The 16,499-nt window shown below is 36.3% G+C and carries 17 protein-coding genes and 2 pseudogenes; 8 read left to right on the top strand and 11 right to left on the bottom strand.

Annotated features, from left to right (window positions below; all coding sequences use genetic code 11):
• Positions 1-106 precede the first annotated feature (106 nt).
• The 8 genes and pseudogenes from R4146_RS07265 (at position 107) to R4146_RS07235 (ending at position 5,215) form a co-directional block, all read left to right on the top strand.
• The gene (locus R4146_RS07265; protein ID WP_339960791.1) at positions 107-856 is read left to right on the top strand and encodes an SGNH/GDSL hydrolase family protein; all 750 of its coding nucleotides are present in this window, start codon (positions 107-109) and stop codon (positions 854-856) included.
• Positions 857-881: 25 nt separating this feature from the next.
• Positions 882-1,463 carry an NAD(P)H-dependent oxidoreductase gene (locus R4146_RS07260; RefSeq protein ID WP_339960790.1) on the top strand — a complete coding sequence of 194 codons (582 nt, stop codon included), beginning with the start codon at positions 882-884 and terminating at the stop codon, positions 1,461-1,463.
• A 234-nt stretch (positions 1,464-1,697) separates the two neighbouring features.
• On the top strand, positions 1,698-2,300 hold the full coding sequence (locus R4146_RS07255) for an NADPH-dependent FMN reductase (RefSeq protein WP_339960789.1): 603 nt from the start codon (positions 1,698-1,700) through the stop codon (positions 2,298-2,300).
• A 91-nt stretch (positions 2,301-2,391) separates the two neighbouring features.
• Positions 2,392-2,901, top strand: coding sequence for a helix-turn-helix domain-containing protein (locus R4146_RS07250; protein WP_339959675.1), 510 nt, complete (start codon positions 2,392-2,394; stop codon positions 2,899-2,901).
• Positions 2,865-3,767, top strand: coding sequence for an IS3 family transposase (locus R4146_RS07245; RefSeq protein WP_339960653.1), 903 nt, complete (start codon positions 2,865-2,867; stop codon positions 3,765-3,767). Before R4146_RS07250 ends, R4146_RS07245 begins: the two co-directional genes overlap by 37 nt.
• A 133-nt stretch (positions 3,768-3,900) precedes the next feature.
• A pseudogene (locus R4146_RS08915) lies at positions 3,901-4,062 on the top strand (DeoR family transcriptional regulator); the annotation flags it as partial.
• A 42-nt stretch (positions 4,063-4,104) separates the two neighbouring features.
• Positions 4,105-4,836 (top strand): helix-turn-helix transcriptional regulator, encoded by a 732-nt coding sequence (locus tag R4146_RS07240; RefSeq protein WP_339960788.1) that lies wholly within the window; start codon positions 4,105-4,107, stop codon positions 4,834-4,836.
• A gap of 16 nt (positions 4,837-4,852) precedes the next feature.
• On the top strand, positions 4,853-5,215 hold the full coding sequence (locus R4146_RS07235) for a nuclear transport factor 2 family protein (RefSeq protein ID WP_339960787.1): 363 nt from the start codon (positions 4,853-4,855) through the stop codon (positions 5,213-5,215).
• A 104-nt stretch (positions 5,216-5,319) separates the two neighbouring features.
• Here R4146_RS07235 and R4146_RS07230 read toward each other — a convergent pair whose 3' ends face one another.
• The 11 genes and pseudogenes from R4146_RS07230 to nrdD form a co-directional block, all read right to left on the bottom strand.
• Positions 5,320-5,637 carry a MazG nucleotide pyrophosphohydrolase domain-containing protein gene (locus R4146_RS07230; RefSeq protein ID WP_339960786.1) on the bottom strand — a complete coding sequence of 106 codons (318 nt, stop codon included), beginning with the start codon at positions 5,635-5,637 and terminating at the stop codon, positions 5,320-5,322.
• 178 nt (positions 5,638-5,815) lie between these two features.
• Positions 5,816-7,159, bottom strand: a pseudogene (locus R4146_RS07225) (aldehyde dehydrogenase family protein); the annotation flags it as partial.
• A 301-nt stretch (positions 7,160-7,460) separates the two neighbouring features.
• Entirely contained in the window at positions 7,461-7,700 is a 240-nt protein-coding gene (locus R4146_RS07220; RefSeq protein WP_339960785.1) for a hypothetical protein, read from the bottom strand.
• Entirely contained in the window at positions 7,693-8,478 is a 786-nt protein-coding gene (locus R4146_RS07215; RefSeq protein WP_339960784.1) for a ParA family protein, read from the bottom strand. The genes R4146_RS07220 and R4146_RS07215 overlap by 8 nt, the downstream gene beginning before the upstream one ends.
• 132 nt (positions 8,479-8,610) lie before the next feature.
• Complete coding sequence (gene sufB / locus R4146_RS07210; protein WP_339960783.1) at positions 8,611-10,026, bottom strand: Fe-S cluster assembly protein SufB; 1,416 nt, start codon at positions 10,024-10,026, stop codon at positions 8,611-8,613.
• A complete protein-coding gene (gene sufU, locus R4146_RS07205; RefSeq protein ID WP_339960782.1) occupies positions 10,004-10,441 on the bottom strand; it encodes a Fe-S cluster assembly sulfur transfer protein SufU in 438 nt (145 codons plus the stop codon). The genes sufB and sufU overlap by 23 nt, the downstream gene beginning before the upstream one ends.
• On the bottom strand, positions 10,434-11,657 hold the full coding sequence (locus R4146_RS07200) for an aminotransferase class V-fold PLP-dependent enzyme (RefSeq protein WP_339960781.1): 1,224 nt from the start codon (positions 11,655-11,657) through the stop codon (positions 10,434-10,436). Before R4146_RS07200 ends, sufU begins: the two co-directional genes overlap by 8 nt.
• The gene (locus tag R4146_RS07195; protein WP_339960780.1) at positions 11,647-12,810 is read right to left on the bottom strand and encodes a SufD family Fe-S cluster assembly protein; all 1,164 of its coding nucleotides are present in this window, start codon (positions 12,808-12,810) and stop codon (positions 11,647-11,649) included. The genes R4146_RS07200 and R4146_RS07195 overlap by 11 nt, the downstream gene beginning before the upstream one ends.
• Positions 12,810-13,583: a Fe-S cluster assembly ATPase SufC gene (gene sufC / locus R4146_RS07190; RefSeq protein WP_339960779.1), complete on the bottom strand. Its 774-nt coding sequence runs from the start codon at positions 13,581-13,583 to the stop codon at positions 12,810-12,812. The genes R4146_RS07195 and sufC overlap by 1 nt, the downstream gene beginning before the upstream one ends.
• 12 nt (positions 13,584-13,595) lie before the next feature.
• Complete coding sequence (gene nrdG / locus R4146_RS07185) at positions 13,596-14,177, bottom strand: anaerobic ribonucleoside-triphosphate reductase activating protein (RefSeq protein ID WP_339960778.1); 582 nt, start codon at positions 14,175-14,177, stop codon at positions 13,596-13,598.
• Entirely contained in the window at positions 14,122-16,311 is a 2,190-nt protein-coding gene (nrdD, locus tag R4146_RS07180) for an anaerobic ribonucleoside-triphosphate reductase (RefSeq protein WP_339960777.1), read from the bottom strand. The genes nrdG and nrdD overlap by 56 nt, the downstream gene beginning before the upstream one ends.
• Positions 16,312-16,499 lie beyond the last annotated feature (188 nt).

The raw sequence follows: 16,499 nt of genomic DNA, 5'->3' as shown, positions 1-16,499 counted from the left end.
ATGCCATACTTTTTTAATTATTTTTTGAAAGAAATACCTTTAAAAAACTTTTTTTAATAGTAGAATATTATTAACATATTAAATAATCGTAAAAGAGGTTTACGAAATGAAAAATAGGTTATTTAAAACGGCAATTGCCACCATTCTTGGCGGCTTATCTTATAGAGTAGCTAAATCCAGCATTAAAATTATGAAGGGCAATGACGAACTATATGCTCCATCTAGTGACTTTTATAATCCCACCAGTAAATTAAACGATAAAAGAATTGTCTTTCTTGGTTCATCCATTACATATGGTTTAGCAGCTAAGGGTAATTCATTCGTTGACTTTTTAAAGGTTGAACATGGCGTTGATGCAGTAAAAGAAGCCGTTAGTGGAACTACCTTAGCTGGCAATGACAAATCATCATATGTAGAACGACTTAAAGATAATATCGATTTAAATCAACAACTAGATGCATTTGTCTGTCAGTTGTCCACCAATGATCAACGTAAAGGTAAACCTATGGGAAAAATCAGTAATTCATTTGATATTAATGCTTTTGATACCGAAACGACCATTGGCGCAATTGAATATATTATTGCCTACGTGAATGAACACTGGTCATGTCCAATCATATTCTTTACATGCCTTAGAAAACCAGAGCCAGAATATGAGGCCTTGAGACAACAACTATTTAAGCTCCAACAAAAGTGGAACTTTGAAATCATTGACATCTGGGGCAATGAACACATTAAAAAATTAAATGAGAAGCATCCTGAATACATGGCCGATGATAGTCACCCTACTCGGGCTGGCTATCGGTATTGTTGGACCCCCGTTTTTGTCCGTGAATTAGATCAAATCGTTGAATAAATAATTATTTAGGAGCGAACGTAAAATGAAAATCTTAGTTATCCAGGGTCATCCTGATAGTCAATCCCTTACCCATACGAATGCAATGCATTACTACGAAGCTGCTAAGCAAATGGGCTTTGATGTTGATATGATCGACTTAAGTCATGCTGATTTTGATCCCGTTTTAAGATACGGATATCACCAGCACATGAGTGATGAATCATTTCCTAAACATTGCCAGGATTTAATCCAAGCGGCTGATCATCTCGCATTCTTCTTCCCAATTTGGTGGTCTGCCGAACCATCTGTACTGAAGGGTTGGCTTGATAGAGTATTAACGCCTAAGTTTGCCTATTATTATGATGAAAAGGGAAATTCTCATAAGTTACTGCAAAACAAGACTGCTGATGTTTTTACATCTAGTAATGGACCCGCATTTTTCTACCGTAGTTTGGGTAATGTTATCTTCCGCTGGAAATATTTAGTCTTAGGATTTTGTGGAATCAAACTTAAGCATGGATTAGTATTAGGACGAATGGTAAAGAACCCTTCTCATGAGCGTTGCGCAAAATATATTGAAAAATGTACTAAGACCTTAGAAGCCTTAAATAGTAATCATCAATAGTTAAAGAAACATTATTGTTTAAAATCTACAATAATGTTTTTATTTTGCTTATTTTAATTCATCTGAATAAATAATTGACATTTCAAATAATAAAACTATAATGTTATTTATATTCACATGAATAAATATTGCAAGGTTTAAGGTGGTTAATTGAATCCAAGCTCAAGACATTGGTTAGTTTTACATTAATCATCTTTATTGTTAATTGGATTAAATCCAACCGGAGGAATCAAAATGTCAAAAACCATTAATATCATTTTATGTAGCTCTCGTGAAAACTCATTAGGAGCTAATTATTTTAACTATCTCAAACAAAATCAAGCCAGCTTTGTAAAGGAAACTGGCACCGATTTAAAATTTATTAAAATTGGTGATTATCACTTACCGTTCTTTTACGAAACAATTCCACCAATGAATAACTCTAATCGACAATTAACTAGTAATGAACAAGCGTGGATCGATGATATGCGCAATGCTTCTGGATATATATTTTTAACCCCAGAATATAATCATTCCGTTCCAGCCGTCATTAAGAATGCCCTTGACTATCTCGCCCATGAAGGTGATAGCAAGCCGGCTAAGTTAGTATCATATTCTAATAATTCACGTGGTGGACAATTTGGAGCAAACGAATTGGCACCCATCTTAATGAAACTCGGTTTAATCGTATTACCTAATTTTGCTGCGATTGGAAATGTTGATAAAAACTTTAGTGAAGACGGTTCCTTATTAACAGACGCTCCTTCAAAAGAATACTACATTAAAAAATCAGACCAAATTATTAATGAGATTGCATTTTATAGTAAACTATTAGCAGATCATCCTTACCATAATTAATCATTAGGAACCACTTTTTAATTATTTTAAAATAACAAGACAATATTGCACTGCACCCCAAAGTTTGTACAAAACTTTGGGGTGTTTTTTTGTGTCTAAATATAAAGTAGAAGATAAATTAAATGTAATTAACGCATACCTAAACGGTATGGGATCGCAAATGGTGGCTAGAAACTTTGGAGTTAAAAGTAGAAATACTGTTTTATGTTGGGTTAAGAGTTACAAAAAACATGGACTAAATGGTCTTAAAAAAAGAAAGAATATAATCGAATACTCTACCAAAGAGAAACAATATATATTAAACTGGATGAAAACGACTAAATCATCTTATCCAGAGGCAGCTTATCATTTTAATATTCCTTCTCCATCAACTATCTGGACTTGGGAAAAACGACTAGAGCAAAAAGGTATTGATGGTTTATTGTCCCGAAGGGAAAGAAAAGCCATGACAAAAAGGAAAACTAACAAAGCCGAATCAAACAATACTAATACCGATAAAGAAAAATTGAAGAAGATTGAAGAAGAAAATTTAATGTTGAGAATAGAGAATGACTTCTTAAAAAAATTGAGGGCCTTAGACGACGAAGAAGACCAGAAGTAATTATTAAAATAATCGACGAACTAAGGCTGAAATACCATACCACTAAAACATTAATACTAAAGGCATTAAGGATATCTAGAAGTACTTATTATTATATTAGATCAATCCAAAATAAGCCTGATAAGCACGCTGAAATCGCTAAAATTATCAAGGATATTAAAGATAAAAATAAATCCTACGGATATAGAAGAGTGTGTTTAGAATTAACTAATCGTGGATACCGTGTTAACCACAAACTAGTATTAAAGATAATGAAAAAGAATAATTTACTATCTTCATCATATTCAAGAAAAACACGTAAGTATAATTCCTATCGTGGTCAGGTTGGAAAACTTAAATCAAATCAATTAAATCGAAGATTTAATACTGACAGACCATATCAAAAGCTCTGTACTGATATCAGTGAATTCAGATATGGAAATTGTGATATTAATCATCGTATTTATCTTTCACCTATTATGGATTTATTTTCTGGTGAAATAATATCCTATAACATTAGCAGCCATCCAAATATGAACTGTGTTATGAAACCGTTGAAAGAAGTTATTCAATTAGTTAAGGATTTACCATACAGAACGACAATTCATAGTGATCAGGGAGCTCAGTATCAAAGTCATATCTGGCAAAAAGAGCTTAAGAAGAATAAGATATTTCAAAGTATGTCCCGTAAGGGGAATTGTATAGATAACTCACCTATGGAATCATTTTTCCATATTATGAAAGCTGAAATCATGGACTGTAATTATGACTTTAAAGAAGATTTAATGTCGTCAATGAAAATATGGATTGATTATTACAATAATCATCGTATTAAAACAAAACTAGGCGGAAAGTCACCGGTTCAATACCGGAAACTTTCCGCCTAGGAAAAACAATATAATAATGTACAACTTTTGGGGTGCACATCATATATGTCATATTTAAATGCTTTAATTATTTTGTAATCACAAGCACAATAAATGTGATCGATAATCGTTAAATCATTAACTACAGGAGAAAATTATTAATAAATCAGAGCGCATCATTGAACTATGGTATTTTATTTTAAGTCATCGAAAATTTACAGTACAAGAGGCTGCTACGACTTTTAATGTTTCAAGTCGCACCATTGCAAGAGATTTAGATTATCTAAGTAGCTTAGGAGTTCCGCTTCGTTCATCACAGGGACGTGGTGGCGGTTTCTTCATTGATGGTGATTCACCAATGCCACCAATTAAATTTTCTCAAGATGAGCTCCTTTCTATTATTTTTGCTTATGATATGTTGGATTCATTAAGCGATATTCCATTCCCAGTTAATCCCAAGCGAGTTAAAGATAAGTTAGTTAAGTACTTACCAGATGTAAATAAAGTTCAGCTAAATGATTTAAAACAGCGACTACTATTTGTTTCATTAGATAAAAGAGTCTTCCCTAATCACCTAAAAACAATTCTATCGTTCGTAATCCAAAAAGTAGATATTAAAATTGAATATGAACGCATTCAAAAAATAGATCACTTCACTGTAAGGCCAATTGGAATTTACACCTATAATAATTTCTGGTATGTTGTTGGTTTTGTATTTAAAACGAATGAGTATAGGATCTTTAGAATCGATAGAGTTAACAATATAACCCCCACTCACGTGAAACATTCTAGTCCAATAATGAATTTAACTGAATGGATTAATCATAATCGGAGCCATGCTAAAAAATTATCAATTAAGATTAGCGTAACTAAAGTCGGTTATAACCAACTCACTAACTACTGGATTCTTAGTGGCGATAAGCAATTTATTAATGATCATTGGGAAATTACATTTAACTGTTATCGATCACACTTGCAGTTTATTGTCCGTGTATTACTAAGCCTAGGTAGTGAGGTCGTTGTCCTATCACCGCCTAGTGTCATTAGAAGCATTCAAAATGAAATCAATAAAATGGGCAACATTTATTGAGAAAGGAGGGTGCCCAATGGAAACAATGGATTTAGCCAAACAATATTTTTCATCCATGCGTGATAAAAACATTGAGCAACTGAAGCAATTAGCTAATTCAGATGTACGCGTAAAATCCCCATTAGGCGAGTTAATTGGTCTGGATGCATTTGTTAAATTTCAAAATGGATTTTTCAAAATGATCAATTCACTAACACTCAATCATGTATTTGTAGATGGTACTACAGCTGCTATTTTCTACACGGCGAACACAAAGCCAGTTGCAAAATCTGATATGGTAGAATTACTGCAGTTTAAGAATAATCAGTTAATATCAACTACTGTGATATATGATGGCACTCCATTTGCTGAATATGTTAAGTCAATTCAGCAATCATAATAGCTAAATGAAAACAGCCACCCCTAACCTTTGATGATGGTTTAAGGATGGCTGTTTTTTAGTTATTAATTACTAATAATTAAATATTAATAATTAATTTTAAATTATTCATTCCACCGTTTATGTAGCTTGTTTTCGCTATAACTTAATAATGAGTTAGGATCAATATCGTATTTAGCACATAAAATTAATAGTTGATCTAACACATCTGCTAGTTCTTCATGTAAGTTATCATCTGCTTCTGCCTTAGTTTTCTTTGCTTCACCGGGATGTTCGCGACCAATTTCTTCTGTCCGAATGGCCCGGGCTAATTCACCAGATTCCTCTAATAAGAAGTTCATTCTAATTTCTGGTGATAATTCAAACCACTTGTGCTTTTTATAAAATTTAGTTAACCAATCCGCATGTTGTTTTAAGTCCATATTAATAGGCTCCTATTATTTTAGTTGTTAGTATCATAACATATAACACAAAACACATAACATATAACACATAACATGTAACATGTTACACAAAAACGAGGCTCTCAATCGAGAACCTCGTTTTTTAAAGTTAATTCAATTATTCTTGATTATCCTTAATTAAAAGATCAAAATCCGGATTATCTAATGGGTATGCAATCACCCGCTTATTGATTAAGTCATAATCAGTTACGTTATGGTCAATCGAGTTTGCACCCCACGACCCCGTTCCAAGAGTCAATGATGGTGTTAACCCATTAGCGATTCCACCAACTCCACCGACTGAACAAGGCGTATTTACAAGAACCCGACAAGCCTTCATTGCAATTCCAAATGCTAATGCAATGTCATTATTAGTTGTTCGAATGGCTGCAGTATGCCCCATTCCACCATAGTGGAGAATGGCATCTGCAATTTTAAAACCATCCGCATGGTTTTGCGCCCGATAAACTGATACGACTGGTGATAGCTTTTCACCTGATAATAAATAATCACTACCCACGCCAGTTAGTTCAGCCGCTAATACTTTAGTATCGGCTGGGACATCGATTCCAGCTTGTTTAGCAATATTAACAGCACTTTGACCTGGAATTGGACCATTGACCCCACCAGTTTTAGGATTGAACATTGTTTTTTCAAGCGCCGGTTGATCATCCTTACTTACAAAATATACACCGGCTGCTTTTAACTTATCAGTAAATTCAGCATAAATTTGATCATCAATTACTAAACTATTTTCAGTTGCACAAATCATGCCGTTATCAAATGTTTTCGAGAAGATAATGTCTTTAACTGCCTGTTCCTGATCAGCACTAGCTTCAACGTAAAGTGGACCATTTCCGGGACCAACGCCTAATGCTGGTTTACCAGTAGAATAAGCCGCTTTAACCATTGCAGGACCACCAGTAGCCAATGTTGACGCAACTCCTGGGTGATTAATTAATTTATCAGTCGCTTCAATACTTGGTTTTTCAATCCATTGAATGGCACTTTCCGGTGCTCCCGCATTAACTGCCGCATCTCGTAATACTTGCGCTGCTTTGATTGATGAATGCAATGCTTGAGGATGGAAACTAAATACGATTGGATTTCTAGTCTTTAAAGCAATGATTGCTTTGAACATGGTTGTCGAAGTGGGATTCGTAACTGGGGTAATACCAGCTAAAACTCCTAGTGGTTCAGCAATCGTGATGGTCTTCTTTTCGTTATCTCGATTAATAATTCCAACGGTTTGATGATCCTTAATATCAGACCAAATGCGACCGGTTGCAAATAAATTTTTGGTCCATTTATCTTTAGCTACCCCACGCTTTGTTTCATCATGAGCTAACACTGCTAATTCTTTACTGTTATCAATTCCTGCTTGCACCATTGCAGATACGATTTGATTTACTTTTTCTTGAGTAAAATTGTCCATTTCTGTTAGGGCTGTTTGGGCATTTTCAACTAATTCATTAATCATTAAATCTACGGAATCAATCATAAATTTTCACTCCTTAATTACTATCCTAAAATTGTTATTACTTTCACAATTTAACATACCAAAATGATTAATTCAATTATTTAGTATTAACATTAATCTTTTTAAAGTGTTGATAAATCAACACTTTAAAATATCTTGTGCGATTCAAAATGGTTAACATACTAATCTCATAAAGATTGTGATTTTTATTCAAGCATGCGCAAAAATAGCAAAATTAAAACCACTGAATTCACGTAATTATGATTCAGTGGTTTTATTATTAGTAATTTAAAATTAAAAATAAAAAATTTATTATTAATAACTATTCGTCATCTGTAAAGTTACCAGATTCAATCGCGTATTTAAGCATTTCATCAATCACATCGACCATTTTCTGATCATTTAAAAAGGCGATCTTTTTAATTTCTCGGTAGTAACTTTCGCGAACTTGAATTGGCTTACTAGCTTGCTTTTGTCTAGCAAATGGACTGGTATGTTGCTCATTGGCATCTAATTGAGAGTTAGCTTGATTAGCTAGATTGTTTAAAAAGTCATTACTCATTTTCTGATTCCTCGATTCTTTGTAATTCTTCATCTAGAGTTTGTTGATACATTTTTAAGGCTCGTTTATCCCAGTAGTCCTTATCATGAATCCCTTCATCCCCAAAAACCTTAATTCGTTCTTGTTGATAAACATAATTCTTGAAAACAGCATTACCAAATGACTCCTTAGCACTGGTAGAGATTTCATTATCAGTTTTTGCATTATTCTTGACCAAGTATAGAATAACCCCTAATACATCATATTTAGCATCATAATCTTCCCTAAGCTGATACATATATTTAGCAGTCTTTAAAATGGAAGTATATGCTTGGCGTTGGGTCTGTAAAACTAATGCAATGTAGTCACTTGCTAAAATGGCGTTATTAGTAAACGTAGATAAAGTAGGCGGAACATCGAACAAAATATAGTCATATTGATCACGGAATGGTTCGATCAAATTCTTTAAAATTAGCGCCCGATCATGCCGATTATACTTTTCCACTTTTCCGGGCCATGAACTAAGTGCCCAATCTGATGGAATCATATCTAGGTTATCAGTAACTGGAATAATGCTATTCCTTAAATCCAATTTCAATAATCCATCATAAAAAGATGTCTTAGGACGTTTTTGATTATTGAACGTAGTATTAATAATTTCAGTCGCGTTTGCCTGAGGATCCATATCAATTAATAGGACTTTTTTCCCCATCCGATTTAAGAGGTAGGCATCTAAAACCGTCATCGTCGTTTTACCGACACCACCCTTAAAATTAAAATGAAGCAATACTTTTGCCATCATCATACCTCCAGTTTCAAACTAATTATAAATTATTTATTTTTAATTGTAAATATTTTATATTTAATAATAAGTTACTTATTTGTTAAAAAATAACGCTAACTAGCACTGCTAATTAGCGTTATTCGTGGGTTATCCCACTGATTCGTCCATTTGATAATCAATCAGCCGATTTAGTTCAACTGCATATTCCATTGGTAATTGTTTTGAAAACGGTTCAATGAATCCCATAATAATCATTTTAGTCGCTTCTGATTCAGTTAAGCCTCGGCTCATTAAATAATAAAGATCAGTTTCTGAGATCTTAGAGACCTTTGCCTCATGTTCTAGGGTCGCATCACCATTATTAATGATATTTTGTGGAATCGTATCACTTTTTGATTCGTCATCCATAATGATGGTGTCACATTCAATGTGTGATTTAGAACCCCGACTATGTTCTCTTACGCGGACCTTACCACGATAGTTACAAATGCCACCCGTTTTACAAATCGACTTGGAAATAATATTAGAAGAAGTATATGGCGCATTATGACGCATTATAGCACCAGTATCTTGAAAGATATGATTAGTGGCAAATGCAATTGAAAGCATGGTTCCAGTCGCATTGGGGCCATTTAAGTCAATACTAGGATACTTCATGGTGACTTTGGAACCTAGATTACCGTCAACCCACTCCATCGTTGCATTTTCATCTGCAGCAGCACGCTTGGTCTCTAAGCTATAAACATTGTCCGACCAATTTTGAATCGTTGTATAACGCGCAAATGCATCTCGTTTAACGAATACCTCAACAATGGCTGCATGAAGGCTATCTTCAGAATAATTAGGTGCTGTACACCCTTCAACATAGTTAACGCTGGCTCCTGCTTCGACAATAATGATCGTCCGTTCAAATTGACCCGTGCTACCGTTATTAATTCTAAAAAAGCTTTGAATTGGTACTTTACAGTGGACCCCTTTTGGAATGTATAAAAAGACGCCGCCTGACCACACCGCTGTATTTAAAGCCGCAAATTTATTATTAGCAGGACCCACTAGTTTACCAAAGTACGCACGTACTAAATCCGGATGTTGCTTTAAAGCTGTGTCAGTATCAGTAAAAATAATTCCTTGATCAGCAAATTCCTTTTTTAAACTAGCATATACTGCTTCGGACTCATACTGTGCTTCAGCACCAGCTAAATATTTACGTTCAGCTTCTGGTACACCCATTTTTTCGAACGTATTCTTCATGTTTTCGGGCACATCATTCCAATCCCTAGATACATGGTCCGTTGCCCGTTGAAAATAATGAATTGCGTCTAAATCTAAATCTGACAAGTCGGGACCAAAATCCGGCATCGGCAGTTTATTATATATCTGCAAAGCCTTTAGGCGAATTGCTAACATCCACTTTGGTTCGTGCTTTTGAGCCGATATTTCACGCACAATGGACTCATTTAAACCAGCTCCAGTTGTATAAACTGGATCATATTCATCTTTAAAACCATATTGATAATCATCATTTAAATTTTTAATTGAATCATCGATTGCTAATTCCCCCATTCAATGCTTGCGAGATTGCCTTCCACGGTAACATGGCACACTTAATACGGACTGGTAACTTAACAATTGCATGGAGCCCCACTGCATCACCTAACTGAGTTTTAGCTGCAGTATCAATCGGTTGATTCATCATCAACTGTGAAAAAGCCGTTATCAAATGATTAATTGTTGGTACCGTTTGATTCATTAACTGTTGCTTCATAATTGCAAGCGCAGCACGACAAATAATGCATCCCTCAACTTGATAACTAATGGCAGTCACTAGTTGTCCATCACGTTCAACGACAAGTTTAATTCGATCACCACAACTAGGATTATCCAGCTGAATTGAATCCGTATTACTTAAGTGATCTGCCGTTTCACGTTGGCTTACCTTAGCATAATCTAAAATCATTCGTTGGTATATTTCATTCATTTGCATTCGCAATAAAGAACTCCTTTGTTGATTTCACCGCATTAATTAATCGTTGCGCATCATCAATTGAATTATAAAAATAAGCACTAGCCCGTACCGCTCCGTTAGTATTTAATGCCTTCATCAATGGTTCTGCACAATGGTAACCAGCCCTGACAGCAATTTGATTTAAATCTAGCGCAGAAGCTACATCGTGAGAATGAATCGATGCGATGTTGAAAGTCACAATTCCAGTATCACGTTTTGTAGGCCCGTAAACTTCAACTCCATCAATCGACGTTAATTCATCATAGATTAATTGACCAAGTTGTTGACAATCATTTTGAATTGATTGCATCCCAATTTGGTTCAAATAATCAAGCGCAGCTCCAAATCCAATCACTCCCGCTATATTAGGCGTACCAGCTTCTAGCCGCCATGGTAGTGGCTGGGTAGTAAATGAATCGCGGCTGACTGCATCAACCATTTCACCACCTAATTGTTCTGGAACTAGTTGCGCTAATCGTTGTTGCTTGCCATACAAAATACCAACCCCGGTTGGCCCTAACATCTTATGTGCCGACCAAACTACCCAATCGGCGTCCCATTTTGCAACATCCATTTTCAACTCGGGAGCCGCCTGAGCAGCATCAACCAGTAATTGGGCATGATGTTGATGGGCAAGCCGACTAAGCTCAACGACCGGGTTAATGGTCCCTAAAACATTAGATACCGCAGCAATCGCCACTAACTTAGTTTTAGTGTTCACTACTTGTCGAGCCTGAGCTAAATTCAATCGACCATTTGAAGCTAACTCAATGTATCGTATTTTTAGCCCATTAGTTTTTGCTAATTGTAACCAAGGCAATAAATTACTATGGTGCTCACTGATTGCCACAACGATTTCATCCCCTGGGTGTAAATGATGTTTAAAATAGCCGTTCGCCACTAGATTAATTCCATCGGTCGTCCCCTTCGTAAAAATAATCTGCTCGGAACTGGTTGCATTAATAAAACGAGCAACTTTAGCTCTTACTGCTTCGTATTCGTCTGTAGTTTGCTGGGCAGCGGTGTAGACACTTCGATGCACATTAAAACTATGCTCGACATAAGCAGTTCGAATCGCTTCAATTACTGCTTGTGGTTTCTGGGTGGTTGCAGCATTGTCTAAGTAAACCAAGTCACGATTAGTATTATTAAAAAATGGAAAGTCATTTTGAACCTGTTCACTCAACATAAAATCGCTCCTCTAATTTTTGCATCATCTGTTTTCGCATGGATTGATCTGGAAACTCGTTGACTAATGGCAATAAGAATCCCCGAATTAACAAAACCTTGGCGTCTCGAATGGGAATGCCACGACTATTGAGGTAGTACAATTGATCGGCATCGACCTTACCAACACTAGCAGCGTGGCCAGCAATTACATCATAGTTTTCAATCAGTAATACTGGATCAACTTCACCACGACTGGTTTCATCTAACGTCAATAAACGACTCGTTTGATCGGAATAACTGCCATAGCCATTAGGGTGGATAATGCCATTGGTATAGCAATGAGTCTTAGCATGGTCGGCAACGATTCCGCGTTCTTTGATTTCGCCGTGTGTGTTCGGGCTTTCGTTTACTATATCAGCTTGAATCGTTTGCTTTTGATGGCCATCGCCTAGGTTCACAATGTTAATTTCACCACTACTGCTTTGTCCGTCTAGACTAAAGTGACTTTCATAGCAAGTATCGAAGCGGTTAAATAGACCCACAAAGGTTTTTAAATCAGCATTTTGAGCTAAATATGCGTTCAACACCCGATGATTATGATGGGCATTCGAATTAGCGGCATCATAGTATTCAACGTGGGCATTATCGCCTAGCAAAACTTCAACCATCAAACAATCATTAGCATTGTCGCGCGTTAAATCAGCAAAGGTGAACGTTGACTTGGCATTAGCTCCAGCAATAATTAACAGGTGTTTTTCTTGAACTTGATGATCGATTAAATGACTTAGCTCAATTGGTTCATTTAAAACTGTATTAGGAGGCAAATAAATAAACGCTCCAGACTGCAGGTAGGCTAAGTGGCGTGCATTGAATGCATTGTTTCGCCATTCAATTGCTTTTTCCATCAAATTTTCTTGCACGAACTCTGGATATTGACTAGCGGCCGCAAATAAATCCATCATGATAACCCCTTTCGATGCCAATTTTGCTGGTGCTTGGTTATCAGGATTGATTTGACGCGCATGTAATTCCGGAACTGAATAACGATAAGCACGTTTTTTAGGATCCATTGAGAAATCGGAAATCATCTGGCTAACTACTTGCCGCTTCACTTGTAACCATTCTGGTTCTTGATTCGCACGGGCAAATTCTTCAATTGTCATCGATTTCATTACTCATCCACCAACTTAATATCTAACCCTAGCCGATCTCTTAATTCAGCATAGCCACCCTGTTCTAATTGTTCAGCTAGTTCTAATCCGCCACTAGTGACGATCTTACCGCCCATCATAACGTGAACGACATCTGGTTTAACGTATCTTAAAATCCGGTCATAATGTGTAATGATCAACGAGCTAAAATGATCTGAACGCATGGCATTAATTCCCTTTGAAACTACCTTTAATGCATCGATGTCTAATCCCGAATCAATTTCGTCTAGAATAGCTAGTTTGGGTTCGACCATCATCATTTGCAAAATTTCATTTCGTTTCTTTTCACCACCAGAAAAGCCCTCGTTCAAGTAGCGATTAGTATAGTCTTCTGGAATATCCAACAAATCCATGCGAGATTCTAATCGTTGCATAAATTGAAGGACTGATGGTTTGTTTTTACTGGTGCTCATTGCATTTACTGCCGCTCTGATAAAATCAACGTTTTTAATCCCGGTAATTTCAGTTGGATATTGCATTGCCAAAAAGATACCTAATCGAGCTCGCTCATCGGTGGCTAGGTCATTTAGGCGATTGCCATCCATACTGATGTCACCACTAGTAATTGAGTAACGGTCAGAACCCATGATGGTCTGTGAAAGCGTTGATTTTCCAGTTCCGTTTGGCCCCATAATTACATGGATTTCACCGTCAGGAATGGTTAGATCAAGCCCTTTAACTACTTCTTCATTCGTTTCATTAATCTGAACATGTAAATCATTAATTGTTAGCATTTCGCCATCTCCTTAATGCACTAGCTTATCCCATAACACCACTTTATCCTGTTCCAATGATTCTGGAACTTTAATGATGCGTTGGTTCGAACTACCACGGAATTGAAGGGTTAAGTCCTTCTTTTCTTCCAAAAAGCGACCATCAACTAAGATATCAATTAATGACAATAGCTTTAATTTATCAAATGATTCTTTCATTAATTCATCCCATGTATAACCAGTCCAGGACCAAATATCCTTTGTATGGCCAAACTCCTTGCGCACTCGTTCGCATATCTTTATACATACCTGAGTGTTCAAGAATGGTTCACCACCTAATAAAGTTAACCCTTGTACGTATGGTTTATGCATATCTTCAATAATTTGATCCTCTAACTCTTGCGTATAGGGTTGACCATAGTGAAAATTTTGTGCAGCCACGTTATAACAACCAGGGCAGTGAAATAGACAACCACTGACGTATAAACTACACCGAATTCCCTCACCATCAACAAAGTTAAATGCTTTATAGTCAGCTATATACTGTAAACTAAGGTCATTAGCGAGCCACTCTTTGGGTGTCGGATTGTTTGGACTTTTCGTGTTCCGCGGCATTTTTAATCATTCCTCCTGTCATATGTTTTACTCGGGATGCAATTTCTTCGTGTCGACCATGGACCATTGGCCGTGCTTGTGGATTTCCAAGATAGCCACAAGTTCGTTTAACCACGTCACAATACTTTGGATCATGATTTCCACACTGTGGACATACGAAACCGCGAGCCGTAGCATTAAAATCACCCTTAAATCCACACTTAAAGCATTGATCGATGGACGTATTCGTTCCTAAATAACCAACATGGTCATATGCCCAATCCCAAACCGCTTCTAGTGCCTTGGGATTTTGTTTTAGATTCGGATATTCACAGTAATGAATAAATCCAGCAGAAGCATAGTGTGGGTAGGCTTCTTCAAAGGTTAGTTTTTCAAATGGATTCGGATTTTTCCGGACATCATAATGAAAACTATTAGTGTAATATTCTTTATCAGTAATATCTGCCACCTTACCGAACTTCTTAATATCGTCTTGACAGAAAGTATCCGTTAGCGACTCAGCAGGAGTGGAGTAAAGACTGTAGTGATAACCACTTTCCTTGGACCACTTTTGACAAAGCAGATTCAACTGTCTTACGATTTCGACCGTAAATGCATGGGCGTCAGCATTTTGTTCCCAGCCATGGCCAAAGAAACTAGCACCAACTTCATATAGTCCAATATAGCCAACTGAGACCGTTGCTCGTTCATTATTAAATAGTTCATCAACACTATCATCGTCAGTTAATCGTTTGCCAAACGCACCATATTTATACAAAAGCGGTGCATTAGCTGGCTTTGCCTCTTTACAACGTTCAATTCGATATGCAAGTGCTTGGTGTACCACATGCATCTTATCCTTGAAGATTGTCCAGAATTTTTCCATATCACCATTCGCATAAAGTGCGATTCGAGGTAAGTTTACCGTTACGACCCCTAAGTTCATCCGACCAGCATTAACTTCTTTACCATCTGCATCAGTCCACTTTGGTAAAAAGGAACGACAGCCCATTGGTGCCTTAAAGTTTCCCGTAATGTCAGTTAACGAATCATAGTTTAAAATATCTGGGTACATCCGCTTGGTAGAACAGTCCACTGCTAATTGCTTAATATCATAATTAGGATCACCAGGATTAAGATTTAGACCCTTTTTTAGCGCGTAGGTCAATTTAGGAAAAATGGCTGTCCGTTGTTCAACTCCTAATCCCTTAATTCGAATTTTAAAAATATCTTTTTGAATTTCACGTTCAAACCAATTTGTACCGAGTCCAAAGCTAACCGTCGTGAACGGCGTTTGACCTTGAGAAGAGTATAAAGTATTAATTTCATATTCTAAGGCCTGCATTGCATCGTAAATATCCTTTTGGGTTCGTTGCTTAGCATAGTCAGCTCTTTTATCTTCAGCAACCCATTCTTCAGCTTCTTTAATATGTTTTTGGTAGTTTAGTTCCGCAAACGGAGCCAAGACTTCATCGGCCCGATCAAATGAAATCCCACCATATTGTAATGACGCAACGTTAGCAATAATTTGGGCCACTTGAGCCGTTGCGGTTTGAATTGATTTAGGGGATGAAACTTTTGCATTACCAATTTTGAAACCATTATTAAGCATGTTACTAAAGTCTACTAAACAACAATTAGTTTCAGGTGTTGCTGGTGAGTAATCCAAATCATGCCAGTGAATATCCCCTCTTAAATGAGCCATGGCAACTACCTTAGGCAACATCTTCAATCCAATGGCCTTGCTTGAACGGCCGGCTTGTAAATCACGTTGTGTATTAAAAACTTTACTGTCCTTATTTGCATTTTCGTGCACAACTCGCGAGTTTTTGTCAAATAACTGTTTGATATTTTGCTCAATATCAGTTGCTTTGGCCCACATTGCTTGATCTTGTTCATAGAATTTTTGGTATTGATGCTGTTCATCGATCAAATCATTATCTAATAAGAAATTGTTCATTACTTCACGAATTGCAGTAGTTTTAAGTGAATTATCAACTGACATTGCTGCTGCTAATCGCTTATAAAAAGTTGTTTTTAGTGCCGGACTAACTGATAATTGATCCAAAATATACTCTAGTTTATAATCATAAAATGGTGTTTTATCACCACTTTTTTTAATAATTATTACATTGTCAAACTCAGTTTTTTGCATTTCTAAATCATGACCCTTCTGTGAATTGTGCACTATATATAGCGTTACATATAACGATATATCATATATATTGTGTTTTCAAGATGGCATGACTTAATTCAAAATAGCTCGTTTACAACCATTTCTAAATTAGAATTGATATGATAATAATTCCGCCCTCTTTTAAAAAATTAAAACTTTTTTTGTGT

Origin of the sequence: Nicoliella lavandulae, assembly GCF_037546185.1 — a bacterium.
In the GTDB taxonomy this organism is placed as follows: domain Bacteria; phylum Bacillota; class Bacilli; order Lactobacillales; family Lactobacillaceae; genus Nicoliella; species Nicoliella lavandulae.
The sequence above is the reverse complement of the archived record's forward strand: the minus strand, read 5'-3'. Positions and strand labels throughout refer to the sequence as shown.